This is a genomic window from Paenibacillus sp. CF384 (genome assembly GCF_900106745.1).
Taxonomy (GTDB): domain Bacteria; phylum Bacillota; class Bacilli; order Paenibacillales; family Paenibacillaceae; genus Paenibacillus_Z.
This window is the reverse complement of sequence record NZ_FNNV01000015.1, coordinates 51,610-76,936: the sequence shown is the minus strand read 5'-3', so window position 1 is coordinate 76,936 and position 25,327 is coordinate 51,610. Positions and strand designations below refer to the sequence as shown.

18 protein-coding genes are annotated in these 25,327 nt (G+C 47.9%); 17 read left to right on the top strand and 1 reads right to left on the bottom strand.

Annotated elements, in window-relative coordinates; all coding sequences use genetic code 11:
* Positions 1–214 precede the first annotated feature (214 nt).
* The 11 genes from BLW29_RS22030 to BLW29_RS21980 all read left to right on the top strand — a co-directional run bounded on the left by BLW29_RS22030 (position 215) and on the right by BLW29_RS21980 (position 17,863).
* The gene (locus tag BLW29_RS22030) at positions 215–6,355 is read left to right on the top strand and encodes an S-layer homology domain-containing protein (RefSeq protein ID WP_090983608.1); all 6,141 of its coding nucleotides are present in this window, start codon (positions 215–217) and stop codon (positions 6,353–6,355) included.
* Positions 6,356–6,520: 165 nt separating this feature from the next.
* The gene (locus tag BLW29_RS22025) at positions 6,521–6,790 is read left to right on the top strand and encodes a CPCC family cysteine-rich protein (protein ID WP_090983607.1); all 270 of its coding nucleotides are present in this window, start codon (positions 6,521–6,523) and stop codon (positions 6,788–6,790) included.
* Between the two features lie 237 nt (positions 6,791–7,027).
* On the top strand, positions 7,028–7,801 hold the full coding sequence (locus BLW29_RS22020) for a pirin family protein (protein WP_256208788.1): 774 nt from the start codon (positions 7,028–7,030) through the stop codon (positions 7,799–7,801).
* Between the two features lie 12 nt (positions 7,802–7,813).
* Positions 7,814–8,290: a MarR family winged helix-turn-helix transcriptional regulator gene (locus BLW29_RS22015; RefSeq protein ID WP_090983606.1), complete on the top strand. Its 477-nt coding sequence runs from the start codon at positions 7,814–7,816 to the stop codon at positions 8,288–8,290.
* A gap of 19 nt (positions 8,291–8,309) precedes the next feature.
* A complete protein-coding gene (locus BLW29_RS22010; protein WP_090983604.1) occupies positions 8,310–8,864 on the top strand; it encodes an NADPH-dependent FMN reductase in 555 nt (184 codons plus the stop codon).
* 156 nt (positions 8,865–9,020) lie between these two features.
* On the top strand, positions 9,021–10,415 hold the full coding sequence (locus BLW29_RS22005; RefSeq protein WP_090983602.1) for a sialate O-acetylesterase: 1,395 nt from the start codon (positions 9,021–9,023) through the stop codon (positions 10,413–10,415).
* Positions 10,416–10,569: 154 nt separating this feature from the next.
* Entirely contained in the window at positions 10,570–11,922 is a 1,353-nt protein-coding gene (locus BLW29_RS22000) for a spore germination protein (RefSeq protein WP_177186761.1), read from the top strand.
* Between the two features lie 32 nt (positions 11,923–11,954).
* Positions 11,955–13,061, top strand: a complete 1,107-nt coding sequence (locus BLW29_RS21995; protein WP_177186760.1) for a GerAB/ArcD/ProY family transporter — start codon at positions 11,955–11,957, stop codon at positions 13,059–13,061.
* Positions 13,051–14,145 (top strand): Ger(x)C family spore germination protein, encoded by a 1,095-nt coding sequence (locus tag BLW29_RS21990; protein WP_090983595.1) that lies wholly within the window; start codon positions 13,051–13,053, stop codon positions 14,143–14,145. The genes BLW29_RS21995 and BLW29_RS21990 overlap by 11 nt, the downstream gene beginning before the upstream one ends.
* A 124-nt stretch (positions 14,146–14,269) precedes the next feature.
* Positions 14,270–16,408 carry a GMC family oxidoreductase gene (locus BLW29_RS21985; RefSeq protein ID WP_090983593.1) on the top strand — a complete coding sequence of 713 codons (2,139 nt, stop codon included), beginning with the start codon at positions 14,270–14,272 and terminating at the stop codon, positions 16,406–16,408.
* A 108-nt stretch (positions 16,409–16,516) separates the two neighbouring features.
* A complete protein-coding gene (locus BLW29_RS21980; protein ID WP_177186759.1) occupies positions 16,517–17,863 on the top strand; it encodes a serine hydrolase domain-containing protein in 1,347 nt (448 codons plus the stop codon).
* An 83-nt stretch (positions 17,864–17,946) separates the two neighbouring features.
* Here the strand turns inward: BLW29_RS21980 and BLW29_RS21975 are convergent, their stop codons facing one another.
* The gene (locus BLW29_RS21975; RefSeq protein ID WP_090983589.1) at positions 17,947–19,173 is read right to left on the bottom strand and encodes an epoxide hydrolase family protein; all 1,227 of its coding nucleotides are present in this window, start codon (positions 19,171–19,173) and stop codon (positions 17,947–17,949) included.
* A 175-nt stretch (positions 19,174–19,348) separates the two neighbouring features.
* Here BLW29_RS21975 and BLW29_RS21970 point away from each other — a divergent pair, with 175 nt between their 5' ends.
* The 6 genes from BLW29_RS21970 (at position 19,349) to BLW29_RS21945 (ending at position 25,262) form a co-directional block, all read left to right on the top strand.
* Positions 19,349–19,912 (top strand): TetR/AcrR family transcriptional regulator, encoded by a 564-nt coding sequence (locus BLW29_RS21970; RefSeq protein WP_090983588.1) that lies wholly within the window; start codon positions 19,349–19,351, stop codon positions 19,910–19,912.
* 193 nt (positions 19,913–20,105) lie between these two features.
* Positions 20,106–20,984 carry an oxidoreductase gene (locus tag BLW29_RS21965; protein ID WP_090983586.1) on the top strand — a complete coding sequence of 293 codons (879 nt, stop codon included), beginning with the start codon at positions 20,106–20,108 and terminating at the stop codon, positions 20,982–20,984.
* Positions 20,985–21,010: 26 nt separating this feature from the next.
* Positions 21,011–21,340 carry an antibiotic biosynthesis monooxygenase family protein gene (locus BLW29_RS21960; protein ID WP_218147127.1) on the top strand — a complete coding sequence of 110 codons (330 nt, stop codon included), beginning with the start codon at positions 21,011–21,013 and terminating at the stop codon, positions 21,338–21,340.
* A 137-nt stretch (positions 21,341–21,477) separates the two neighbouring features.
* Positions 21,478–23,517: a Na+/H+ antiporter gene (locus BLW29_RS21955; RefSeq protein ID WP_090983584.1), complete on the top strand. Its 2,040-nt coding sequence runs from the start codon at positions 21,478–21,480 to the stop codon at positions 23,515–23,517.
* Positions 23,518–23,601: 84 nt separating this feature from the next.
* Positions 23,602–24,276: a response regulator transcription factor gene (locus BLW29_RS21950; RefSeq protein ID WP_090983582.1), complete on the top strand. Its 675-nt coding sequence runs from the start codon at positions 23,602–23,604 to the stop codon at positions 24,274–24,276.
* Complete coding sequence (locus BLW29_RS21945; protein WP_090983579.1) at positions 24,273–25,262, top strand: sensor histidine kinase; 990 nt, start codon at positions 24,273–24,275, stop codon at positions 25,260–25,262. Before BLW29_RS21950 ends, BLW29_RS21945 begins: the two co-directional genes overlap by 4 nt.
* Positions 25,263–25,327 lie beyond the last annotated feature (65 nt).

The following is a 25,327-nucleotide window of genomic DNA, read 5'->3' as shown; positions in this document are numbered from 1 at the left end:
ATAATTTTATTATCATTTGCATGTGATCCTTATTTTGTCAATATCTATTTTTGATAATAGGGCTGCTTTTACGATTACTACACATCCCGATAACGTTATTATTACAAAACGGGTCTAAGATAAGTCACACATGTTACTAGCGACAGTCTACAGCTCACTGTTCGATAACCTAACATCAAATTGACTAATCATGGAACGGGGAGTGTAATTCAAAGTGGGTAAGAAGAAGCTCGTCAAGCCGATCATCGGCGCACTGACGACGGCAAGTTTATTGTTGGGGCTCATGACACCGTATGGCTCAGGAATTGTTCGTGCGGAAGGGGCAGGAGCCGAGGCCGGATTGGATTTCTCGAAGGTGCCGAAATTGTTGATTACGGAGCTCGTGCCGGACAGCTTCAATGTGTCCGATTCGGACGAGTATGAATTTATCGAAGTCTATAATAACTCACTGGCGCCTGTTTCGTTTGACAATTACAGCATCAATTATCATTATCTGAACGCTTCAAACGCCGATGTGGATGCGACTTGGGCACTCACTGATCCAAGTCAACACCCTGTAATACCAGCCAAGAGTTCGATCGTCTTATGGGTGATGAATGGAGTAACCAAAGATTTGACGGCAGCGCAGTTCAATGCTAATTACGGTACCGGTACATCGCTTGTGGAAGGAACGAATCTATTCCGAATAAACGGCGGAGGAGGCATGGCAAACGATGCCGCACGCGATTTGTATCTGAAGGACAGTAGTGGGAATAAAGTTGCCACTGCAGCTTATGATTCTAGGGATAATAAGGATGTAACTACCCCTAATCCTAAGGGATTAACGAATCCTAATAAAGGCTTGTTTTACACCTATCCAACGGACGGCAGTGCGAATAGCACCTTGGTTACAGAAGGCACTTATGCCGCAGGTACCCATGCCGCTACGCCGGGTACAGTCGAAAGTGTCTTTATGCCGACACTGGCTTCGGATGAGCAGCCAACAGTACCGCAGCCTGCTTTTGTCATCGATCATACGCCTGTAAAGGACGGCATCGACGACAGCGATCTGGAGATGATCGCTTCGGTTTCGGCGGCGAACGGCGCAGACCTGTCCAAGGCGACGGCAAGCATCTATTACAAGCTGGATTCGGAGTCGACCTACACGGCAGTACCTATGACGCTGAACCCGAGCAGATCTACACCGGATCATTCTGCATTTGAAGGCGCAATTCCCAAGCCTAGACTGACACAGAAGAAGCTCCAATACTATATTGAAACGACGGACGGTTCGATTAAGAAAGACACGGACGTCTATACAGTGGACATTCGAGCGAGTCTGAACTACAACTACGTACCTTCGATTCTTATCACTGAATTGAACCCTAACTCAACGAATCTCACGGTGAATGGATCTGCGTTTGATGGATATGAGTTCATCGAAGTGTACAACAACGCCGATCGTACGATTAATTTGAAAAATTATAAGCTCATGTATGTGTACACGAATCAAACCAAGGAAACGCAGTGGCCGACAGGCGATATCTCAATCCCGTCCCAGAAATCGGTGGTTTTGTGGATTGGCAACGGCTCCAACGACAATTTGTCGGCTGCCGATTTCAACATGCATTTCGGCTCTACTCTGACCCTGAACAAGGATTTGTTCAAGATCGACAGCGCAGGGATGGAGAACGACGGCGCTCGCAGTCTTGTTTTCCGCAATGCCTTAAACAAGGACATTGTGTCCGCTCATTATGACGCGCAAGTCAGCGGAATTGAAGACAAACCACTCCTCTACAAATATCCCGATGACGGCACGCTTGCGATGCTGCTGGAATCCGCAGGAACGCAAAGTGCTACGCCTGGCGTAGTTGATGCGAGTCAAGTACCTAAGATGCCGGCTTCAATTCCGGATGAAGGCGAGAACGAGAAACCGGTGATTACCCATACGCCGGTAGCCTCTGCCGAGACGAATGTGAATCTGAAAATTATCGCTCAAATCACGAATAAGGAAAGCGATGACGGCAAGGTCGATCCCGTTGCGGCAACGGTATATTACAAAACCTCGTCACAAGTTAAATTCACGGCAGCTAAGATGTCCGTCACAACCGGTCACACGTATCTGGCCGACATTCCGCGCCAGGATCTGATCGAGGCTTCGCTGCAATACTATATTGAAGTGAAAGATACCGTGAATACGGTGACGTCGGATACGTATACAGTGAAGGTCAATGTACCGGAATTTGATCCAGCCAAAGTTCCAGCGCTGCTGATTACAGAGCTGATGCCGAATAGTGTAGGCGTTGGCGGTGACCAATACGAATATATCGAGTTGTATAACAATACGGATAAAGATGTGAATTTGAAAGATTACAAGCTGTATTACCGCTACACGGATTCCGGTCCGGATGCCGATATCGTATGGCCGACGGATAGCGAGAACATGACAATTGGAGCCGGTAAGACGATTGTTTTCTGGATTATTAACAGCGTCGCTAAGAGTTTGACGGTAGCAGACTTTAATAAGACCTATAAGACGAACCTGATTGAAAATAAAGATATTTTCAAAATGTATGCGGACGGCATGTCCAACACAGGTAAAAGAGGTGCCGCTATTGGGACCAATACGCATGTGGACTTATCCGCCGTGTACTATGACGGTACTGCAGCACTTGCAGGCATGCCGCCTAATGAAGAAACAAAAGAAGGCAAAGCCATCGTTTATAAATATCCGGCTAACGGCAGCACGACGATGATTAAGGTAAGTTCTGGCATCGCGGCGCCAACACCGGGCAGCTTGCTTGCCGATCAAGTGCCAGCTGTTCCAATTAAAAGCAAGGATGATTTGGACCCGCCAACCATTGCGGACATCAATGGCGTTACGACAATCGATCAATCCAAGAACTTGGCTATCAAAGGCGATGCTCTGGACGATCAAGGCATCAAGTCGGTAAAGCTCTACTACAAATCAAACTCAGATGCGAACTTCGCAAGCCGTTATTTGTACCGCGACTATAACGATTTCATGTATCATTTCACACTCTACTCGCCTGATCTAATTGGCAAAACTTCGATTCAATATTACTATGTCGTCTCGGATGGTTCGCATGATGTGACCTCGGCTACATACACGGTTAAGATCACTGGCGGTGAAGAACATACGCCGTTACGCTTGAACCTGAAGGACGACGATATCATCGGCGGAACGAAGGTTGTCAAAGGTACGGCCGAGCAGGCAGGACCGGATACGCTGAACATGAGCATCGACGATAAGGAGCTGACTTCGGGCACCTACCATGCACTTGAGAATGATCCTTACTTTGCGTTTGATGCCAATGCGGTCAACTATTACTTCAAGAACGGCGTTACGATGGGGGAAGATATCCTGAGCATCTTCATGGATCCCATCAATTCCTATCAAACCTTGAGTGTGCCGATTCCGGCGAATCGCTTGAAGGTAGGCAAGAATGTGATCTCCATTCGTGCAGGAACGAAGTCTTCTCCGTACGACGATCGTCCGACGGAAAACAAAGATGACTTCACGGTGAAGAATGTCAGACTGGTATTCACAGACGGAACACTTGTAAGAGATCCAAACTACGCCAATCCGTTGACGGAACTTAAAGTAGGGGACAGTACAGGGAAGAAGCCCGTTTACGATTTCACTTTTGCTTTGAATGATTCGGATTTGAGATCCAAGGCGTATGATTTGAACACGTCGGAACTTTCCGAAGGACCTCATCGTATCGTGGTTAGCAGCCCGGAACTCGGCGAAGTGAAGGCTGATATCAAGGTCGACAATTCAGCACCTGTTATCGTGCCGACGGTCGAGAACGGGAAGACATACCGTGGTACATTTACGCTTGATGCCAAAGTTACGGATGCCATCGCAGGTGTGAAAACGTCGGAGGCTAAACTTGACGGCAAAACAATTTCGCTGCCATTGGCTACTTCGTCTTCAAAGCTGAGCCCGGGCAAGCATGTATTGTCGATTAAAGCAGAAGACAACGTCGGTAATATTACCGAAGAGAATTTGTCTTTCGAGGTACCTAACGAGAACCCGGTCAAGCCGCAGCTTGTAACGCCTGGCATGGACGAAACCGGCGCACCCAATCTGTCGATTAAGGTTCAAGATCCAACGGAAGATAAGATGAACGTAAGCTTCTATCAAGGCTATCTGTTTGACAGTCTGCACAAAAGCGGATTCTCTGCGTACAAGAACGCATCCGAAGTTGAACCGCCTAAGATGCTGAAGCCTGAAGGGGAAACCGCGCTGAATCAAGGGGAATATGATTTGATCGGCAAAGCAGACGGTCAATATCTAAGCAATGATTCCGATGAGAAATTCCCGTACCATCGTTTCGAAGTGAAGCTGGATCCTTCTGTGAAAGAAACGGATAAAGTGGAAATCGATTGGCAGGGCAAGTCGCTTGAAGGCCGTAAAGTAAGCATGTATGCGTGGAGCCCTGCCGAAGAGAACTGGAAGAAACTTGACGAGAAGCTTGCAGGCAATGAGGATTTCAGCTTAACGGCTGAAGTACTTGCGGGAGACTACTCTGTCAACAAAACGATTCATGTCATCGTGCAGGATGAGCTGCCGGCCAGAGAGGACGAATATGACTTCAGCTTTGTCTGGATGTCTGATACGCAATACTACTCCGAGAGCTATCCGGAAATTTATCAAGGCAACGTGAAGTGGATCATCGATAACAAGGATAAGATGAAGATCAAGTACGTCATCCACACCGGCGATATCGTCGATGAAGCGGACAAGAACTACCAGTGGGAAGAAGCGAGCAAGGATATGAAGGTCCTTGAGGATGGTAACGTTCCTTACGGCGTACTTGCCGGGAACCATGACGTGTCGCATCAATATGCCGACTATGCAACGTTCTACAAGTATTTCGGCGAGGACCGCTTCAAGAAGCAACCGACTTATGGCGGTTCGCATCAGAACAATCGCGGTCACTATGACTTGATTTCGGCAGGCGGCAACGACTTTATCATTATCTATATGGGCTGGGATATCCGCGACGAAGACATTCAGTGGATGGACGAAGTCGTTAAAGCTTACCCGGATCGTAAGGCGATTCTGGATTTCCATGAGTATCTGCTCGTGTCCGACACACGTGCGCCGATTGCGGAGAAAATCCATGAGCGCGTGGTCGTGCCGAACAAGAACGTGATTGCAGTACTTTGCGGGCATTATCATGATGCTCAGCAACTGAATACCGAAATTGACGATGACGGCGATGGCGTTACGGATCGCACGGTTTACCAATTGCTAGCCGATTATCAAGGCGCGGAGAAAGGCGGCCTTGGTTACATCCGCCTGCTCCAATTCGACGTGAAGAGCAACAAGGTTCATGTGAAGACGTACTCGCCATATTTGGACGATTACAACTATTATGATCCGGCAACTTATCCAGGCAAAGACGAGTTTGATCTGGATGTCGACTTGCAGCCGATGCACAAACAAGTTGCGACAGACTATTTCGGCGTCAAGGTGTATACGGACAAATTGATTGGAAAGAACAATGATGTTGTCAGCGATACAACAACGGGAGTCACATGGAGCGGTCTTCAGGTTGGTAACTACTATCAATGGTATGTAACAGCCGAGGATGCGAATAGCGGATTTACGCGTTCCGATATTTGGGGATTCACGACTACCAGTTCCGGAAACAGCGGTAACGGTGGTAATGGTGGCAATGGCGGCAATGGCGGTAATGGCGGCAATGGCGACACAGGAACGCCACCAGGGAAACCGACAGAGCCAGACAAGCCAGCTCCTCCGGCTACGATACCGTTCAAGGACGTGGACAAGCATTACGACTGGGCAAAGGATGCAATCTCAACCCTAGCTAGTGAGGGCATTATTAACGGTACCTCCGCGACAACATTTGAACCAGCCAAGAACATGACGAGAGCCGACTTTATGGTCATGCTGGTCAAACTGCTGGATCTCAAATCAACAGACAGCAACAGCAGCAATTTCACCGATGTTAAAGCAACGGATTACTATTATGAATCGCTCGCCATTATGAAGAAGCTTGGCATTGCGACAGGCGTAGGCGACAATAAGTTTAATCCGAAGGCAAACATCTCGAGGCAAGAAATTATGCTGCTTCTGCAGCGTGCTCTGCAAGTGACCGGTAAGCTTAAGCTGAGCGGCTCGGATGCAGATCTTGAAGGTTTCAAGGATACCTCCAAGCTGGCTAAGTACGCGAAGGACGCGGCGGCGGCCATGGTCAAAGCAGGCATTGTTAAAGGTAACGATGACGCGCTTAACCCAACGGGCAAAGCAACAAGAGCTGAAACCGCGCAGATGATCTACCGCGTTTACCTGCTGATGCAAGAGCAAGAAAGCCAGTAATGAAGTAATCAGCGAGACGCTCTGTTCTTGCAGCGTCGTTTCGCCCATAAGTTGGAAGGAGCCGTTCGAGGTCACCGCAGGTGATCTTGGACGGCTTTTTTCGATTATTATTTTCGAATCAAAGGAAATACTAAAGCTGCTAGTACGTGTGATGGAGCGATGCAAATGACCCCAAAATATACATGTCCTTGCTGCGGCTATCAGACCTTGGACGAACAACCGACAGGCACTTATGAAATCTGTCACATTTGTTTCTGGGAAGATGACGGCATTCAATTTCATGATCCCGATTATGAAGGCGGGGCAAATGAGGTTTCCTTAAAGCAGGGGCAGAAGAACTACTTGGCATTCGGCGCATGTGAAGAACGGTACAAACAATTTGTCACGAAGCCCACACAAGCTGATGTCTGTGATCCTAACTGGAGACCTTATTAGGGATGTCTTCCTATTGAAATCGCGCTGCAATTGTGGATGCTAGATTGGCAATGCTTATTTGGATCAGAGACCTGCCCCGACTACAGACGGCAGGTTATTTGCGTGCAATATCCAGTCAGTGGCATGTTGACAGTTAGATATCCTAATATTATAATAAATTGTGTTAGGATAATTATTTATAGGATAGCTTGTTTAAGTTGTAGAGCAAGAACACACGATAAGAAAGGAGCAATTCATGTGAACATCCAAGTATTAGGTCCTCCACTTCAAGGGAAAGAGGAGTTTGACGGCGGTGCCATTCATGCTCAGAAGCCGCTTGGTTTCTCAGGTCAAGGTGCCGTTACCGTCAGATTAGGTCCTCTATTCTACTGGGCTTGGGGTCATGCGGGGAAAGCCGGTGGCATCGGGTTCCATCCTCACCAAGGGTTTGAGATTCTCTCTTATGGGATTCGAGGCAAAGGTCTGCACAGAGATACACTCGGTACTGAGAGCTACTTGGAAGCCGGAGATATTCAGCTCATGCAAGCCGGTTCAGGTCTTCAGCATGCCGAAAGCGTTGATGCCGGATTCGAGAGCTTTCAAATTTGGCTGGAGCCCTATCTGAATGATGCAGTAAAACGCAAGCCTACGTACGAGTTGTTTAAACATGAACGGTTTCCGCAGTCGAATCAAGATGGCGTGAATATAAAGACGATACTGGGAAATGGTTCGCCGATCCACCAGTTGGTGGCAGATGCGCGGATGTTTGACGTTGAGATCGAGCCTGGAGCGAGCTATATTCATCCCATCGTACCGAAGCGGACGTTTGCGGCTTTGGCGATTCGAGGTGCAGGCGGTTCAATCGTGTCAGCTGGACAAGATACCGCGACATTTGAGAACAAAGACTTTGTTATTGTCCAAAGTGAACAAGAGGGAGAAGTCAGCATTCGCACGGATGGAGAGAAACTTCGCATATTTGTCATTGAAGTTCCAACCGAAGTCGAATATCCTTTGTATAAGAAAGCAAGATAAGGTGGTTATTTAATGGTTGAACCTAATGCTGATGGAACGACTCTGGATTTAAGACTGATACGCGTCATGAGAAACATGGTGAACACGCTGTTTGGGAGTTTAGAGCGCGACATCACCAGTTACGGTCTCAATATAGAAACCTTCCAAATTCTCGAGTTTCTATACAATAAGGGTCCTCATCCGATTCAGAAAATAAGCGATACCTTCTCCATTCCAAGCGGGAGTATTACTTATGTGGTTGATAAATTGGAGAAGAAGGGTTATGTGGAGCGGCTTCCGATTCCCGGCGATCGACGCAAGACGAATGCGGCGTTGACGAATGAAGGACGCAGCTATTTCGATACGATTTTCCCTAAGCATGTGCAGACGATTACGGATAATCTGTCCTTTGTCACGGATGAGGAGAAGCAGCAGCTGATCGAACTGTTTAAGAAAATCGGCTTTGGCATTAAAGATAGTCAAGACAAAGAAACGAACGCTAAATTATAAAAACTCGGAGGTACTTATCATGTTGAAAATCGCGATTATTCTTGGAAGCACACGTCCCGGCCGTAATGGTGAAGCAGTAGCACGCTGGGTAACAGACATCGCAAGCAAACGCACGGATGCATCATTCGAGCTTGTCGATCTTGCGGATTTCAATTTGCCGCTATTGGATGAACCGATTCCTGCGTCCATGGGACAGTACAGCAAACCGCATACAATCGCTTGGTCTGAGAAAATTTCTTCCTTTGACGGCTATGTATTCGTTACACCTGAGTATAACCATGCTACTTCCGGCGCGCTCAAGAATGCCATTGATTTTCTGTTCCACGAGTGGAAAGATAAGGCAGCAGGCTTCGTAGGTTACGGCGGCAGCGGCGGCGCCCGTGCAATCGAGAATCTGCGCTTGATCGTTGGCGAGCTTCATATTGCTGATGTACGCGCTCAGGTTGGACTTTCCCTCATTACTGATTTTGAGAACTACAGTGTATTCAAACCAGGTGCTCATCAAGAGCCTGCGGTGAACACGATGCTTGACCAAGTTATCGCTTGGAGCGGCGCGTTGAAAACATTGCGTTAAGTCGAAGTCCAATAGGATGAATCAAGCCGTGTCAGATCTTATTCTGATGCGGCTTTTTACGATTTCCGAACATCGCTCGGCAGGAGTAGGCGGGATAATAGAGAAATAGTAGCGGATAATCATTCCAACTTTCACGAAAAGGATTGTGATATTCGCATGCATCAAGTGGGTACGATCATTCAGCAAGGTCCTCAGCCTTGGGCAATCATTCAACAGGAGAATGGGGTAGGCAGTATTACGTTAACCGGGGTATGGGTTGCTCCGGAAGGTGTGCCTTACAAGACTGCGCAAGTGCTTGCTCGGGTCGTTAGCGAAGAGGATGCAAGAGAAGTTGTTGCATGGCAGCCGGCTGTCATGTTAGCCGAGCAAGGATGGGAAATTACGTTACACGCCATTGCTCAGGGAGGGCTTTATCGTATCGAAACCAGCTTGCAGCTTGACGATAATCCGGCTCTAGAATGGGCAACGCGTGGCGATATGATCCATCATATCGGCGTCGGCGATCTCTGGGTTATAGCAGGGCAGAGTAACGCAGCAGGTTACGGGAAAGGGCCGTTTCAGGATCCACCGCAGCTTGGCATTCATTTGCTCCGCAATAACGGACAATGGGATTTGGCCTCGCATCCGTTTAATGAATCGACAGCATCGATACATATGGAGAATCGAGAAGGGGCTAATCCCGGTCATTCTCCGTTTCTGGCATTTGGCAAGCTGCTTCAGAAGGAGCTGCGCATTCCGATCGGATTGGTTCAAACCGCTCTAGGCGGCTCTCCGCTCAAAGCGTGGAACCCGGACGAGGATGGTGTTCTTCATCGCAATATGATGAACATCATTCAATCCGTCGGCGGGAAAGTACGCGGAATACTGTGGTATCAAGGTTGTTCCGATTGCTCGCCTGCGGATTCGGTTACCTATCTGGAACGGTTTGAACATACCGTTCAGCAGTGGCGCCGTGAATTACATGATGCCAGCTTACCGATTCTTACGGTTCAGCTTAATCGTTGCACGGATGCTTCTTCGGAAGACGGCGATCGTTCATGGGGGCGCGTTCGTGAAGCACAGCGTCAAGCTGCGCTGAATATTCCTCATGTGTATGTCATTCCGGCGCTGGATTGCCCGTTATCCGACGGCATTCATAACAGTCCTGCGGGGAATATGATCATTGGAGAACGAATGGGCAAGCAAGCTCTGACTCATGTGTATGAGCGTGCATCGTTAAACTCGTCGGCACCGTGCCTTACTTCTGCAACCTTTATCGATAAGCAGGACAAGCCTCGCATTCGTTTGCAATTCGAGAGCGTAGTCGGTTACTTGCTTGCGATTGGACCGGTTTCACAGGTTTTCACGGTGGAAGACGTTAATGGTCTGGTTCATGTAAGCAGTTGGGAAATAACCGCTCGTAATGAGATTACACTGAATTTAGACAGAGTAGCCGAAGGCGAAACCGTCGTGCATGCCGCTTATGAAATGAATCCGTCCAGCTTCCTGCCTTTGGATTCCGGAACGTATATGCCGATACTCGCTTTTTACGGCCAGCAGGTATATGAATAGATGAATATGGATCAATCAAGACGCTGCCAACTCGGCAGCGTTTTTTTGATGATCGTTCATAAAATGGAAGAACGATGCTCATACTACCGGAAAGTTCTAGATGATGAGGCGCTCTCGAACGATAGAAATCCGTTTTATCAAAAGGAAGAAGACCATGACAGAAGCTAATTATGAACTGACGCTTGCGGAATTCGGGGATAGTTATGACCTTGTTCATCGTTCTTTTCATCAGAATCGAATTCGTATTATTTATTTGCATTCCTTAATTGATTCCCAGTCATTAGAGTGGGAAATCCTATCTCCCTTGAGAGAAATGCCGTTCGAAAGTTTTGAACAGTCCACGCAACAGTCACTCTTTCAACGAGTAGATGATCAGGAGGAAGTCATACAGGGCATATTAAACGGTAATGTGGCACTGTTCGACGAGGGCCATGCTTATTTAATCAATGTGCCTGGATTCGAAGAGCGCGCTATTTCACAATCTGAACGAGAAGCCGTAATCAATGGGCCGCATGACTCTTTTAATGAGGTATTAAAAACGAATGTATCCTTAATTAGAAGAAGAATCAGAAGTCCTCGTTTAAAAATGATTACATTATCTGTCGGGGACATTTCAAAAACGAAAGTTCTTATCATTTATCTTGAGGGTATTGCCAAACTGGACATGGTGAATCTTCTGAAAGAAAGGATTCAAGCGATTAAGGTGGATGCCATAACGGATTCCAACTGTTTGATCCAAAAGTTGGATCATCATCAAAACTCGCCATTTCCTCAATTTTATACGACGGAGAGACCCGATATAGCCGTGACCAAACTATATAGCGGTAAGATTATTGGACTTGTCGATGACAGCCCCAATATTATTTGTATGCCTTCCGGTTTCTTTGATTTTTTTGATTCACCGGATGACAATTATCAGCATTGGACGATAGGAACAGCAGTGAAGTTTCTGCGCTACTTAGCTTTATTTATTACCATCGTACTTACCGCTTTTTATGTCTCCATATGTACGTATCATTACGAAATGATTCCTCAATCCCTCCTACAAAGCCTGATGCAGTCTAGAAGCAGGGTGCCTTTTCCGCCTTTTATTGAAGCGCTCTTCTTAGAAGTAGTCATTGAACTGCTGCGGGAGGCGGGTGCGAGACTGCCTACAAAGATCGGCCAAACCATTGGCATCGTCGGTGGTATCGTAATCGGCCAAGCAGCCGTTGAAGCGGGAATTACCAGCAATATCTTAATTATTGTCGTCGCCGTATCGGCAATTGCTTCGTTTATCGTCCCAAGTTACGGGATGAGTGCTTCCATTAGACTCGTTCGATTTCTCTTTATCATCATGGCAGGATTACTTGGTAATATCGGGATTTTCTTTGCGTTAGGGATAATCACGATCCACTTGATTGGATTATCGAACTTTTCCTCACCTTATATTAAGGCGGTTTCTCCAACCTATTTCAAAAAATGGATGGAGGATGTCATCATAAGGCCTTTTTATAAACACAAATGAGGGATGCAAGAAGGGGAAAATACGAGGAAATAATGGTGATTACGATGAATCAACGACTGCAGCCATTTCAACTGTCTATCTTAATCTATACGGTACAAAATGGACTTGCCTTGTATACCCTGCCTCAAATTACGGCCCGCTATTTTGGAACGAACGGATGGTTAAGTATCCTGTTCGTATTCTTTCTCGTGAATGTGAATCTTGTCATGATTGCAATCATGTATAAGCTGGGAAAAGGACGATCCATTTTCCAAATCATTGAGGCGACAGTACCCAAATGGGTAATGATGCCCTTCTATATGTTTATGATTTGTGTGTGGGTCGGATTGGCAAGCATGATTATGAGGGAATATATCTTCATTATCAAGATATTCTTCTATCCGGCCTTACCTGCCGTTTATTTCGTCATTTTCTTTACGCTGCTCAGTTTTCAATTGCTCACGGGTGGCATTCACCATATAACGAAGGCATTAGTCGTTCTTACTTGCTTCGTCATTCCGATGATTTTTTTACTGCTTTACTTGATCCCGGAATTCGAATTTTCCCGTTTTACCCCTTTTTACTTTAAAGGAGGAACGGATTATTTCAAGGGGACGCTTCATGTTTACTCCATTTATCTAGGTGTTGAAATTACCATGCTCTTCTTCCCAATGGTAGATAAAAAATGGACGAAGTCGCTGTTTATTGGCAATTTCCTGTCGATGTTCGCTTCTTTGCTTGTCACCTTTATGAGCTTTGGCTTCTTTAGCTTCGATCAAATCCTAAATGATCTCTATCCCATAATGACCTTGTTTGAATATACAGAAGTTTCTTTCCTTTCGAGGGCCGAAAATCTGTGCTTTTGCGTTTTTGCTTTCAAGGTATTGGCAACAGCTGTTATTTATTACTGGGGAGCACAGCAAACCCTTAGAAATATCACTGCGAAGGTAAAACCTAATTTGTGGATAATCGGCATATTGACAACGGGCTTCGTGCTCGCGTTAATTCCGGATTCGATTGGCCATGTAGACAAGTGGTTAAATTGGTTGAGCAATTGCGCCATTATTATTGCATGGGTCATACCTATCTTCGTGTTAGGCATCCTTGTCATACAAATGCTTAAAAACCAGATGAAGAGAGAGACCGAATATGCCAATTAAATGGATCTTATTCTTCGTCATATGTTGTTTCTTAACCGGTTGCGAAGAGAGTAATGTCATTGAAAAGCTAGCAGTGCTCGAAGCCGGTGCTTACGATTTGACGGAAAGCAAGGAGAACCCCATTGCGACAACCGTTCTTTTCCCCACCGTTACCAGAGAAGGAAAGTTTGATACCATGACGCTTGCCGCAAACGGTAAATCCATTCATGACACCTTCGTTAAAGTTCAAAATCTAACCAATCTCAAAATCGTTGGCGGTCAGGGGACGATTCTATTTGGGGAGGAACTAGCTAAAAAGGGTCTAATCAATGTCGTCAAATCATTGAAGAGGGATCCGGAAATCGGAACTCGCGTTAAATTCGCCCTTGTAGAGGGACAAGCGGGAAAACTTCTTGAATTGAAGTTTCCGTCCATCGAGGATAATGCAGAATTTATATATATGTTCTTGGAGAGAGCGAGCAAACAAGATAAGGTGCTGGTTACGAATCAATATCGCTTCTTAAGGGATTATTACGACGATGGGATCGATCCGGTGCTTCCCGTGTTTACCTATGAAGGCAAGACCATTGGATTACAAGGATTAGCCGCTTTTAAAGAAGATCGATATGTTGCACTCCTTACTTCAACGGAAACACAAATGCTGAATTATTTAATCGGAGACATCACTAACGGCAGATTGATGATCAATTTGTCTGATGGTTCGACGGGAGACAATGTTCAGCTTGCGTTAAGCAACATTAATGCTAATAATGACAAAAAAATAAACACAAGAAATATGCAGGCTGAAATCAAGTTGGATGTAAAAGGAAGCGTCCTCGAATATACAGGTACAATGGATATAAGCAAAGAAAAGTACGCCAAACAATTGGAGAAACGAATTGAACAATACATCGAAACCAATTCGGAAAAGTTGATCGCCAAGTTGCAACAATATCAATCAGATCCCATCGGAATAGGAAAAGTCGTACGAAATCATTTATCCTATGAAAGATGGCACGCGATGAACTGGTATGAGATTTACTCCAAGATGACGATTAAAGTAAAAGTAAAGGTCGAACTAGTAAATTCAGGAAAATCGAAATGATGAATCCGCGAAAGCGGATTTTTTTGTCTTCTTATGTGGGTTTATAGGCAGCTAATTGATGTTACAATAGAGGTGGAAAATAGAGGGGTACCTACTAAATGATGAGCATGAGGTGGCATTAGATATGAATCCCGTTGATCAGAAGTCTCTTTCTACGGAATTAGAAATAGTGTTGAAAGCGGTTGCCGACCGTATGGTTCCGGAAGATGCATGGCCATCAGCAACCCAAGCAGGTGTTCTTACATACTTAGAGCGGCATTATGACGAGGATCCTGATACTTGGCTGAACCTCGTGGAGCCGGGCCTTCTGGCTTTGCAAGCAGAAGCATTATCCCTTTATAGCCGTTCGTTTACTGAGCTGTCGGCAGCCGAAAGCGACCTTCTGTTGACGGCAGTCCAGCTGGGACAAGTGCAGGATTGGCCGGTTTCATCGAAGCGATTCTTCGATACGTTATTAACGCTAGTCATTGAGGGGTATTATGGAAGTCCCGAAGCAGGAGGCAATCGCGCCGGCAAGTCATGGGACATGATCGGATTTCGTCCGGGTCCTGTCTCAGGCGATCCAGTACCTGCCGAGGAAACGGAGTTGCCACAACGATCTATTGACGAGCTGCGAGATCAATATGATGTCGTCGTGATAGGAGCCGGAGCCGGCGGATCCGTAGCTGCTGGCGTGCTGGCCGAATCCGGGCTTCACGTACTCGTCGTCGAGCGAGGAAGCTGGCTGCGTTATAATCAGGTAGGGCGCGATCACTTGCGCAATCACCGGTTGAGCAAATACGGACATAATACCGGTCCGGCGCTTGTTGGCAACCCGCGGACGATTCTGTTGCCTAATGGACAGGAGCGAATTACGGTTCCCCACGAAGGGGAATACCACAATAATGCGATGACTGTAGGCGGCGGAACTAGGGTCTATGGCGCACAAGCGTGGCGGTTTCATCCGGAAGACTTCCGCATGGCGACACGTTATGGCATCCCGGACGGAAGCTCGCTCAGCGACTGGCCGATTACTTATCAAGACCTCGAACCGTATTATGAACGCGCCGAATGGGAAGTTGGTGTCTCCGGTGATGGCACTGCCTTTCCGGGCCGAGGGAAACGAGAGCGTTCCTACCCGATGCCGGCCATGCCAAGAACGATCGAAGGCGACCGTTTAGCCCAAGCGGCCGTGAAGCTGGGATGGGATGCAGGTGCTGTGCCGCTGCTTATCAATTCGGTTGAACGCGATGGACGGGCGGCTTGCGGGCAGTGTGGTCAGTGCGTAGGTTTCGCATGTCCAACGAACAGCAAGAACGGCGGACATAATACGATGATGGTGAGAGCCACCGCACCAGGGAATAAGTGCGATCTCATCTGCGATACGATTGTGGAGCGTATTGAGACGGAAGGCGGCAAACGTGCGACTGGCGTTCATCTCATCCAGGAGCGTGCGGATGGTTCGATGCAGCGCCGATCTATTCGCGCCGGGCATGTAGTCGTCGCTGCCGGAGCAATCGAGAGCGCCAGACTTCTGCTCCAATCCGCAAATGAGGCGGAACCGAACGGGATTGGCAATCGATTTGGTCAAGTGGGCAGACATCTGCAGGGGCATGTTTATGCCGGAGCTTACGGTATATTTGACGAGCAAATTCAGGACGGCAATGGTCCGGGCGTGAGCATCGCGACCTTCCGATTCGAACATAACGATGAGGCAGGTGTAATCGGAGGAGGGCTGCTAGCCAACGAGTTCATACGTCTGCCCCTCATTCACTGGAATCGAGCACTTGCTCCGGATGCAGCGCGTTGGGGGAGTGCGGGCAAGGAAATGATGCGCGAGACGTTTCTGCGCACCAGCCAAATTCAAGGACCGATCCAAGAAATTCCGACAGCTGATTCAAGAGTTCGCTTATCGCCTACGGTGAAAGATCGCTTCGGTCTTCCCGTTGTTCAGCTATCCGGAGGTGTTCATCCGGAGTCTCTTCGCGCATCGGCCAAGCTGGCCGAGCAAGCAGAGAAGTGGCTTTGGGCTGCGGGAGCGCGCCAAGTGTGGCGGACACGTGCCGGAAACGGGCTAAGCGGCGGACAGCATCAGTCCGGAACGTTGCGTATGGGGAATGACCCTGCGACATCCGTCACCGATCCGACGGGCAGAGTACATGGCTATGATAATCTGTGGGTGAGCGACGGTTCCGTGCATGTGACTAATGGCGGCGTCAATCCGGTGCTGACCATACTTGCGCTTGCCTTCCGCACGGCGGATAATCTGGTAAAGCAAGCGTGACGAGCGGTAAAGAATAGTTTCTATTCGTTTCTTATCTATGTTCAAACGTTCCCGATCGCTATAATTCATAATAGCTATTAGAAAAATGTGCCTATGTGGGAGGTAACTATGAATACGGATTTGAATCGAATAAACCGTCTGCACCTTATGCTGAACGAATACGTTGAACATGAACAGATTCCAGGTCTATCGGTAGGAATCGTGTGGAACGGTAATCAGTGCTTTGCAGGCGAATATGGTACAGCCAATAAAGGGACAGGAGCCCCCGTGCTTCGTGATACCTTATTTCATCAAGCTTCCGTATCCAAAACCTTCGTAGCTACAGGCATCATGCAGCTTGTTGAACAAGGGAAAATAGATTTGGATGCGCCTATCATGAAGTATCTATCCTACTTTAAGCTGGATGACGAGCGATATGGGTCGATTACGGTCAGGCAGCTGTTGAACCATACTTCAGGGATGCCGGATGAGAATGATTACGCTTGGGACCGGCCGGAATACGATGAGCAAAGCTTAGAAAGATATGTAAGAAGTAGTAGTCATCTTAAGCTGCAAAGCGATCCAGGCGATAAGTTTGCTTACAGCAATATTGGTTATGAGATACTTGGCGATCTTATCGCAAAAGTCAGCGGGTTGAGCTTCGAGCACTATATGAAGTCAGCCATTCTGGAACCGATCGGGATGCGTTCCAGTTCCTTTTTGAAGCAGGAAGTAGAAGAGAGGCTGGCCGCGCCGCATGTGCTCGGATCTTCCCCGGGTTATGGTGGTTATGTCAGCGATGTGTTTCCATACAACAGGGCACATGCACCAAGCTCCACGTTGTATACCAGCGCGGATGATATGTGCCGCTATCTGCAGATGCATGTAAACCAAGGGATTGCAGGCAATGGATATTCCGCGCTGCAGTCCGGCAGCCATGCTGCAATGTGGAAGCCGCATGCTGAAACAGGCTATGATCCTAAGAAATCGCATATCGGGCTGGGCTGGTTTATGGGAGATTACAAGGGCTCCCGTATTCTCTCCCATGCCGGCTGGGATACGGGCTTCCTAACCCATTTGTTCATTCTTCCGGATGACCAAATCGGTATAGCCGTTATGGCTAACAGCGATTATGTCTGGCTGGACAACGTGTCCTTCTCCATACTGGATCAATTGTTGGGGTTTAGTGACATGTCCCAAATTAAGCGATCTCTTGCTCATCAAGTTGCTTCTCTGGCTGTATCTGATGGTGTGGAGCAAGCGATGGAAGAGTATCAACGTATCCTGCGTGAGGAACCGGAAAGCTACTATTTATCCGATTATGAGTTCGTGGGCATCACCGAAGCGTTAGCTCGGAATAATCAAGAACAAGATGCGATGATTCGTATCCTATCCTGCGGCACAGCCATTGCTCCTGAGAGCAGCACCATATCAAGCCGGTTACAGGAACTTCGAGCTAACAAGATGTCGCAATAAGTAGAGGCCGATCTCAAAAGTGTGCAAGACGACTTTTGAGGCGGCCTCTTTGTGTGGGATTAGGTTTCGAATCTAACGTTAAATCATGTACGAAGTGCCCTAAGCCCCGCGCGAACCTCTTCGGAGAACAGCAGCGGCACTTCCCAAGCAGCGAAATGTCCGCCTCTGTCGACTTTGTTAAAGTAGATAAGATTAGGGTATGCCCGTTTAGCCCAGCTTAAAGGAGCTTCATACAGCTCATACGGAAAGACCGTTATCGCAGTCGGAATCTGGACGCCTTTTACGACGAAGAAGGAGAAGGTGTTCTCCCAATATAGACGAGCTGCCGAAATGGCTGTCTTAGTCAACCAATACAACGTAGCGTTATCGAGAATATTATCTCTGGTGAGACCTTCCGGATGACCATCGAATGCCTTAATCATCAGTTCCAGACTACAAGCATCGTGGTCCATCAAGAAAGCGGCTAATCCTATCGGCGAATCCACAAGTCCTGTCAGCGTCTGTGGACGTGTTCCCATCATCGAGGCATAGGCGATATGCCTGTATACGAATGACAACTGTTCGCAAGCCCGCATCTCTTCCGGCGTCAGATTGGAGGGGAGCGGATTGCCTTTCATGAGTGCGGTATCAATGTGAGGTGGAACGGCGCCTGGCATATTGGAGTGAATACCAAGTAATCCCGGCGGTTTCATAACGGCCATGAAATCCGTAATGATCGCTCCCCAATCGCCGCCTTGCGCAACATACTTCGAATATCCGAGTCGATTCATGAGTTCGATCCATGCACTTGCAATGCGTTCGGGACCCCAACCGGTCGTAGTCGGTTTACCGGAGAACCCATAGCCGGGCAATGATGGAACGACCAAATGGAAGGCATCCGAAGCTTTGGCGCCATACGCGGTAGGATTGGTTAGAGGGTCGATTACTTTGAGCAACTCGATGATGGAGCCCGACCATCCATGCGTGATAATCATAGGTAAAGCATCTTCGTGCTTGGATCGAATATGCATGAAATGGATGTTCAGCCCGTCGATCTCCGTCAAGAACTGCGGGATATTGTTGAGCGTAGCTTCGCACTTGCGCCAATCATATTCGGTAGCCCAATATTCCGCGACCTTCTGCATGGTTGCAAGCGGGACGCCTTGCGATTGGTTCGAAACGGTTTCCTTCTCCGGCCATCTTGTCGCGATAATGCGGTTGCGCAACTCAGTAAGCTCCGCTTCGGGAAAATGAATCTGAAACGGCCCGCGGATGGCTTTCTTGTCTATGGCTTGCGCCACTTGTTGTTGATTTGCATGTCCTTGTGCCATTGTATGTTCTCCTTTGGTAAGGCTGATAGGAACTCATCGGGATAATCATCTTGGATGAATTCCTATACCATATTCAACCATTCGCCCATTCGGACCAGAACATCCTTTCTACTCGAAGTTTGTTGACTTTAGGACTGGAAGAGGCAATAATGTGACTAAATAAGAGGTGGATGATATGAGTAAGAAACAGGATATCATGGCCGCCACGCTCGACTTGATTGATGAAGAGGGGCTTCAATCGTTTACCTTCTCAAAACTGTTCAAGCGTGCCAATGTCGGTTCAGGTACGATCTATAATTATTTTGCCAATAAAGAAGAGCTTGTGAATGCCGTTTATAAGGAAGCTCGCATGCATATGGGGGAATATTTGCTCCATGGCTATAATCCGGATGCGAGTCTTTATGAGCGGTTTAAACGCCTTCAGTTTAATCGGCTCCAATTCGGCGTTGATTTCCCCAAGGCGTTCATGTTTATCGACAGCTACTCCTACTCGCCGTATATATCGCCGGAGCTGCGTAACATGGACGATGCCCATCATTCCCGTGAAGTCGTTCAATCTTTAATTGTGGAGGGACAGAAGCAGGGGATGATCAGAGAGATGGATTCGCACCTGTGCCATCAGCTCATCCACGGGATCATTTCGTCCATCCTGAAAGGGTACTATGTACAGAAATATCCGCTGGATGAACGTCAGGTGCAGCAAATACTCGAGGCGTCATGGAAAGCCATCCTTGTGTAAAAGTCTTTTGGGCCGTTAAGGTCTCAAAGGGCTTTTTTATTTGCCTTTATGGAATAAACATTCCGAGAAAACAAGAAATATTGGTTGGAATATACATTCCAAAATGCATTGACTTAAATGAGATCGAGGTCTATACTAATCACATTGGAACGAACATTCCAAACCATTCACATCATTAGGGAGGCACAATCATATGTCTAAAGTTTGGCTTATTACAGGTAGCTCAAGAGGTTTCGGCCGCAGTCTCGCGGAAGCGGTTCTGGCTAAAGGAGATCAACTCGTTGCAACAGCTCGAAATCCAGAGCAGCTCGCTGATCTTGCTGAACGTTATGGCAGTCAGGTTCGCACGGTGCAACTGGATGTAACTCGGTTCGAGCAGGCTGAAGCAGCCGTGAAAGCCGCCTTCGAAACATTCGGACGTTTAGACGTCCTTGTTAATAATGCCGGATACGCGAATGTTTCTTCCATTGAAGAAACTCCGATGGACGACTTTCGTGCTCAAGTAGAAACGAACCTTTGGGGCACAATTAATGTAACGAAAGCTTCACTGCCTCTGTTGCGTGAACAAGGTCACGGACATATTGTCCAGTTCTCGTCCATCGGCGGTCGCACAGCAGCACCCGGTCTCGCACCGTACCAATTGGCCAAGTGGGCAGTGGAAGGTTTCTCTGAAGTCCTTTCCAAAGAAACTGCATCGCTGGGCTTGAAGGTCACATTAATCGAACCCGGCGGTTTCCGTACCGACTGGGCCGGTTCTTCCATGCAGCACATTGAACCGCGTGCTGAGTACAGGGATACAGTCGGTGGCCTGCTCAAGCACCTTCGCGACACAACAGGGCAAGAGAATGGCGATCCGGATAAAGCTGCGCAAGCCATCATCTCAATCGTCAATGAAGAGAATCCGCCGCTTCGTTTGCTGCTAGGCAGCGATGCAGTAGAGATCGCAAATGCGGTAGATGAAGGGAAATTAGCCGAAACCAAACGCTGGGAGAAGTTAAGCCGCTCGACAGACTTTGAAGCCAGGGAATTGAGCCGGGAAGTAACGCGCATGTTCGAGGAAATTGGAGACTAATAAGATACATTCAAGGAGGCGGCAGTATGACTCAAATTACAATGAACAATCCGATTCTTACTTTCATCAATGTATTCACGGTGGAGCCCGCGAATCAGGATCGTCTGGTTGAGCTGCTTACCAGCGCAACGGATGTCTCGGTGCGCTACGCGAAAGGGTTTATCTCTTCGAGTCTTCATCGCAGCTTGGATGGGACTAAAGTGACGATGTACGCGCAGTGGAGAAGCGAGGAGGAATATAATGCGATGCGAAGTGATCCTAAGCCGCTTCCTTATCTGCAAGAAGCATTAACGATCGCCAAGTTTGAGCCCGGGATGTATGAAGTGGTCCGAACTTTCGAGCCAGCCGTAGAATAACCGACTAGTTTACCGGAGCCCTTTGCGACCTAGAGTCCGAAGGGCTCTCTTTGCTAATGTCAGCGGAATAGGGGGAATATCGGTTTGCGATCATGGAAAATATAACGAAATAATTGATCGGAGATGGGGGAAGCTGCTTGGAAGTGTTTATCGTCGTACTTGTGTTACTCGTCCTTATAGGCGTGTCGAATGTGATTTACCGGTTCGTGCCATTCGTGCCGGTACCGCTCATCCAGATCGTGCTCGGCGGCTTCATTACAGTGCTCCCGATCGGCATTCATCTCCAGCTGGAGCCGGAGCTGTTCTTTATCTTGTTCATCGCCCCGCTGCTGTACAATGACGGCAGACATACGCCGCGCGAAGAGCTCTGGCGACTGCGTGCTCCGATCCTCTTGCTATCGGTAGGGCTGGTATTCGCAACCGTATTCGTAGTCGGCTATACGATTCACTGGATGATACCGACCATTCCGCTGGTTGCAGCCTTCGCTCTGGCAGCCATCCTTTCGCCGACGGATGCGATTGCGGTGAGCGCGCTTGCCGGGCGAATCCACTTGCCGAAGAGTCTTATGCGACTCCTCGAAGGCGAAGCGTTAATGAACGACGCCTCCGGCTTAGTTGCGTTCAAATTCGCGATCGCGGCTGCGGTAACCGGCGTTTTCTCGCTGCATAAAGCGGCTTTCAGCTTTCTTCTTATCTCCATAGGCGGCCTTCTAGTGGGGGCTTTGCTAGCTGTAATTATTGCAGGCATACGGCAATTGCTGCGACGCACAGGGCTGGATGATGAAACGATGCACATGCTGCTCCAGCTGCTAACGCCGTTTGTCCTTTATTTATGTGCCGAGGAGGTCGGTGTTTCGGGCATCCTGGCAGCGGTCGCCGGCGGGATTGTGCATGCGATTGAGAAAGATAAAGTGGAGTGCGACATCGGGAAACTGAAATCCGTTTCCACCAGCACATGGTCCGTTTATTTGTTTATTCTGAACGGACTCGTATTTGTCATTCTGGGGACGCAAATTCCTGACGTGACCTCAGTCATCTTCAAAGATCCGGGTTTTAATAATATTGTGGTTATCGGTTATGCCGTTGCTATCTTTGTGCTGCTGCTCGTGCTCCGATTTGTGTGGTCGCTGCTCTTTACCCAAGGCTGGCGGATATTCGGCTCCTACAGTAAAGAAGCATCGAGTTTCAAAGCACTCATCATGACCACCATCTCTGGCGTGCGAGGTGCCGTTACGCTTGCCGGCGCCTTCTCCATTCCGCTGTTTCTGAGCAGCGGAGAGCTGTTTCCGGAACGAAACCTTATGATTTTTCTCGCGGCCTGCGTCATTCTGTTGTCCCTCTTAACAGCCAGTATCTTGCTGCCGCTTATTGCGAAGAAACGTGTCGTATCGGACGAATCAGCACTGGCCTTTGAGGAGAACGAATGGCATGTTCACATCCTGCAAGCCGCAGTGCGCCAATTGCAGCAGGAGAGCAATGAAGGGAACGAGGAAGCAGTGGAAGCCGTAATCGAAGAGTACAACCAAATGATTCAGCAGCTTGGTTTGAAAGACAGCCAATATAGACGGATATCGCGTCTAAATCAGGACGAAATAGCGCTGCGGATGGAGGCATTGGAGATCGAACGCAATTATATTCAGGAGCGTCTCGAGAAGGGCACCATAACGAAAAGTCATGCGGAATTCTATAACAAAATGCTCGATCAAGTTGAAATTATACTGGCAAATCGGTTTCACTTGTGGGTGTTGGTGTTCAAAAGGCTGATCGGCAGATTAGGGGAACTGATTACGGGAGCGCAGCATTCAGGGCGGAGAGCATTAACGGAGCAAGATATTGAATCGCTGAGGGGACTACGCATCGAGTGCGGACAAGTGGTGATCAACCAGATGGGGCCGTTATGCGCACCGGAGAGCGCGAATGATCCGACAGAGTGCGTTGTTGCATATTATAAGCAGCTCGTCAATCGGCTTCGATCGTTTCAGCTTCATCACCAACGCAAGAAAGAAGCGTTCGATGAAACACGGAAGGAGCTTCACTGGATTGCGGTTCAGGCGGAGCGGTACGAGGTACAGAATTTATATGAGCAGGGGAAAATCGACCGTGGATTGGTATCCGAACTGCGCCGCCTTATACGGGACCGCGAGGCATACATGTACGAACAGATTGAGCTGGGTTGATCCTCTTCATGCAGAGGTTATCTACGGTAGGAGAAGGATTGTGCTAAACTACTAGTAGACACTTTTGCGATAAAGAGGGGTAGTATGTATAGCATTATGCTGGTTGAAGACGATGAGAAGATTAGACGAATTGTCGCGGATACGTTGGTAAAGTGGCAATATGAAGTGGTTGAAGTGACCGAATTCGAGCAAGTGCTAGCCGAGTTTAAGCGAACGGAACCGCATCTTGTGCTGTTGGATATTAATTTACCCGTCTTGGATGGTTACTATTGGTGTCAGCAGATACGCTCGGTTTCCAAGGTGCCGATTATGTTTCTGTCCTCGCGCAATCAGAATATGGATGTTGTCATGGCGATCAATATGGGCGGGGATGATTTCATCCAGAAGCCATTCGAATTGGACATTCTGGTTGCCAAGATCGGCGCGCTTATTCGGAGGAAATATACGTATCAGGAAGATGAGAGCCCCACATTCATCCACCGGGGATTGAAATTAAACGTGACGAACTCCACGATCGAATATCGAGGAAACAACACGGAGTTAAGCCGGAATGAATTCATCCTTCTACAGTTCATGATGCGAAATATCGGCAGGATCGTTTCGCGCGAGGACTTAATGCAAGCGTTGTGGAATGATGAACAGTTCGTCGACGATAACACCTTAACGGTCAACGTGAACAGACTGCGCAAGAAAATCGCGGAGCTGGAACTGGAATCGTTCATCGCAACCCGCAAGGGAATGGGGTACTTGATCGAATGACCTTCCTGCGTTTTCTATCCTACGAGAAACCCTACATTTATTTGTATCTAGTTGGTTTTATCATTACGGCCGCGGTTATCATGACCGATAGCGGTGGCGGGAGCGTGGCATGGGGGACATTCTTCTATGCATTCACCTTAACTTCGCTTGTATTGCTCGGATTCTTAATGGTTCGCTATCAGCAAAACTTGCGCGCGATGCGTCAATTGAGCAGCGGCGATGCTGACAGCTTATCCTTGGAGGGCGAGCTTACAAGGCGGTACTTGGATGAGCTGAAGATCCAACATATCCGCGAAATGAATCGGGTGCATGATCGGCAAAATGAGCATTATGATTTCATCGTCTCTTGGTTTCATGAGATCAAAACGCCGGTTGCCGTTCTGCGCTTGCTTCAGCAGACGGAAATGGATGCCAATAGTTTAAGAGAAGAGCTTGCGAAGATTGAGCATTACATCGATCAAGCGCTCTATTATGCCAAGCTCGATAGTTTTAATCAGGATTACGATATCCAGAACTGTGACCTGCTGCAAATTGCGAAGGAAATCGTGAAAACGCATTCGAAAACCTTTATAACTAAGAAAATTCGCATCGACATGCAGGCAGAGTCGACAGCTGTTCAAAGCGATCCCAAATGGCTGCAGTTCATCGTCAATCAGATTGTGACGAATAGCTTGAAGTACACGGAGCATGGCGGACAGATTACGATTACTTCCGTGGTAACACCGCTGGAGAAGCAATTGCTCATTCGGGACAGCGGGATCGGCATCAGCCCGCAAGACCTTCCTCGCATTTTTAATCGCGGTTTTACCGGAGAAACGGGACGCAAGTATACGAAATCCACAGGCATGGGCTTATATTTGGCACAGCAATTATCCAATAAGCTTGGCCATTATATTACTTGCAGCTCGGAGGTCGGGGTATCCACTCAATTTATCATTCATTTTCCGAAGGACGAAGATCCCTATCTGTCGATCAGGCAACAATAAACGCAATGAACGGTCAGTAATCAGGCTCCCGGCGTCGTCATGATGGACGTCTCAGGGAGCCTGAT

Excerpts from the sequence above, each read along its gene's own strand:
- BLW29_RS21960 (WP_218147127.1), top strand. The coding sequence starts at position 21,011 with ATGACTCAAATTACAATGAACAATCCGATTCTTACTTTCATCAATGTA.
- BLW29_RS21975 (WP_090983589.1), bottom strand. The coding sequence starts at position 19,173 with ATGGCACAAGGACATGCAAATCAACAACAAGTGGCGCAAGCCATAGAC.
- BLW29_RS22005 (WP_090983602.1), top strand. The coding sequence starts at position 9,021 with ATGCATCAAGTGGGTACGATCATTCAGCAAGGTCCTCAGCCTTGGGCA.
- BLW29_RS21970 (WP_090983588.1), top strand. The coding sequence starts at position 19,349 with ATGAGTAAGAAACAGGATATCATGGCCGCCACGCTCGACTTGATTGAT.
- BLW29_RS22000 (WP_177186761.1), top strand. The coding sequence starts at position 10,570 with ATGACAGAAGCTAATTATGAACTGACGCTTGCGGAATTCGGGGATAGT.
- BLW29_RS21985 (WP_090983593.1), top strand. The coding sequence starts at position 14,270 with ATGAATCCCGTTGATCAGAAGTCTCTTTCTACGGAATTAGAAATAGTG.
- BLW29_RS21980 (WP_177186759.1), top strand. The coding sequence starts at position 16,517 with ATGAATACGGATTTGAATCGAATAAACCGTCTGCACCTTATGCTGAAC.
- BLW29_RS21965 (WP_090983586.1), top strand. The coding sequence starts at position 20,106 with ATGTCTAAAGTTTGGCTTATTACAGGTAGCTCAAGAGGTTTCGGCCGC.
- BLW29_RS22025 (WP_090983607.1), top strand. The coding sequence starts at position 6,521 with ATGACCCCAAAATATACATGTCCTTGCTGCGGCTATCAGACCTTGGAC.
- BLW29_RS22015 (WP_090983606.1), top strand. The coding sequence starts at position 7,814 with ATGGTTGAACCTAATGCTGATGGAACGACTCTGGATTTAAGACTGATA.
- BLW29_RS22010 (WP_090983604.1), top strand. The coding sequence starts at position 8,310 with ATGTTGAAAATCGCGATTATTCTTGGAAGCACACGTCCCGGCCGTAAT.
- BLW29_RS21950 (WP_090983582.1), top strand. The coding sequence starts at position 23,602 with ATGTATAGCATTATGCTGGTTGAAGACGATGAGAAGATTAGACGAATT.
- BLW29_RS21990 (WP_090983595.1), top strand. The coding sequence starts at position 13,051 with ATGCCAATTAAATGGATCTTATTCTTCGTCATATGTTGTTTCTTAACC.
- BLW29_RS21945 (WP_090983579.1), top strand. The coding sequence starts at position 24,273 with ATGACCTTCCTGCGTTTTCTATCCTACGAGAAACCCTACATTTATTTG.
- BLW29_RS21995 (WP_177186760.1), top strand. The coding sequence starts at position 11,955 with ATGGTGATTACGATGAATCAACGACTGCAGCCATTTCAACTGTCTATC.